The following is a 675-nucleotide window of genomic DNA, read 5'->3' on the forward strand; positions in this document are numbered from 1 at the left end:
TTTATAAGAGTGTGCTTTTTCCGTAATGTGATCAACAGACGTTATATCATTTTTTTCATTGGTAGTATGCTTCACGCATTGATCATTTTGCTTGCTCTGTTTCCTTTTCGTATTTTCAGAAGGAATATTGATGAAGAGGTTGTGGAAGGCTTAGAAAGTTTCGTTAAAATCCCTTTAAAAGGATAACATATTATTAAAATAGGCAGGTGCGTTAGGATCAATAATCTCCTAGGGGGGGATCATTAAAACTATAATTTATTCAAACTGAGGCTTTAGTTTTTTCATTTGATCGAATCTTTTCAATGGAAAGCTGTAGGTTATTTACATAGATCGATTGATGTTTGAAACGCCAATGTTATAACACAGAGATGTATAAATTTAAGATATTGATTTATAATGATAATACATCTTTTTCCTCTTGAATGAAAGTTCTGAGTACAGAAAAATTTTTTCCTTTCATCCTCTCTGATTCAGAGTCATGAAAAGAACTATTTGTTTGTACGTTACAAGAGGGATAGGTTTGGGGATAAAAATCGTTTAAAAAAGGACTCGATTTGCCTTTTGTGAATCATTTTAATGCAAGAGAAGATAAGCAACATTGGAGACTGGGAAAGAAAAGGATGGTTCTGGCTTATTTCTTCATAACGGCAATCAATTTTAAAAACTTTGCAGGGT

The 675-nt window shown here is 32.4% G+C and carries 1 protein-coding gene; it reads left to right on the forward strand.

Annotated features, from left to right (window positions below):
* A partial coding sequence (locus tag ACFIK8_RS11730; RefSeq protein ID WP_375669526.1) for a hypothetical protein occupies nt 1-186 on the forward strand: 186 nt, incomplete at its 5' end.
* Nucleotides 187-675 lie beyond the last annotated feature (489 nt).

Source organism: Bartonella sp. MR168JLCBS, from assembly GCF_042194175.1.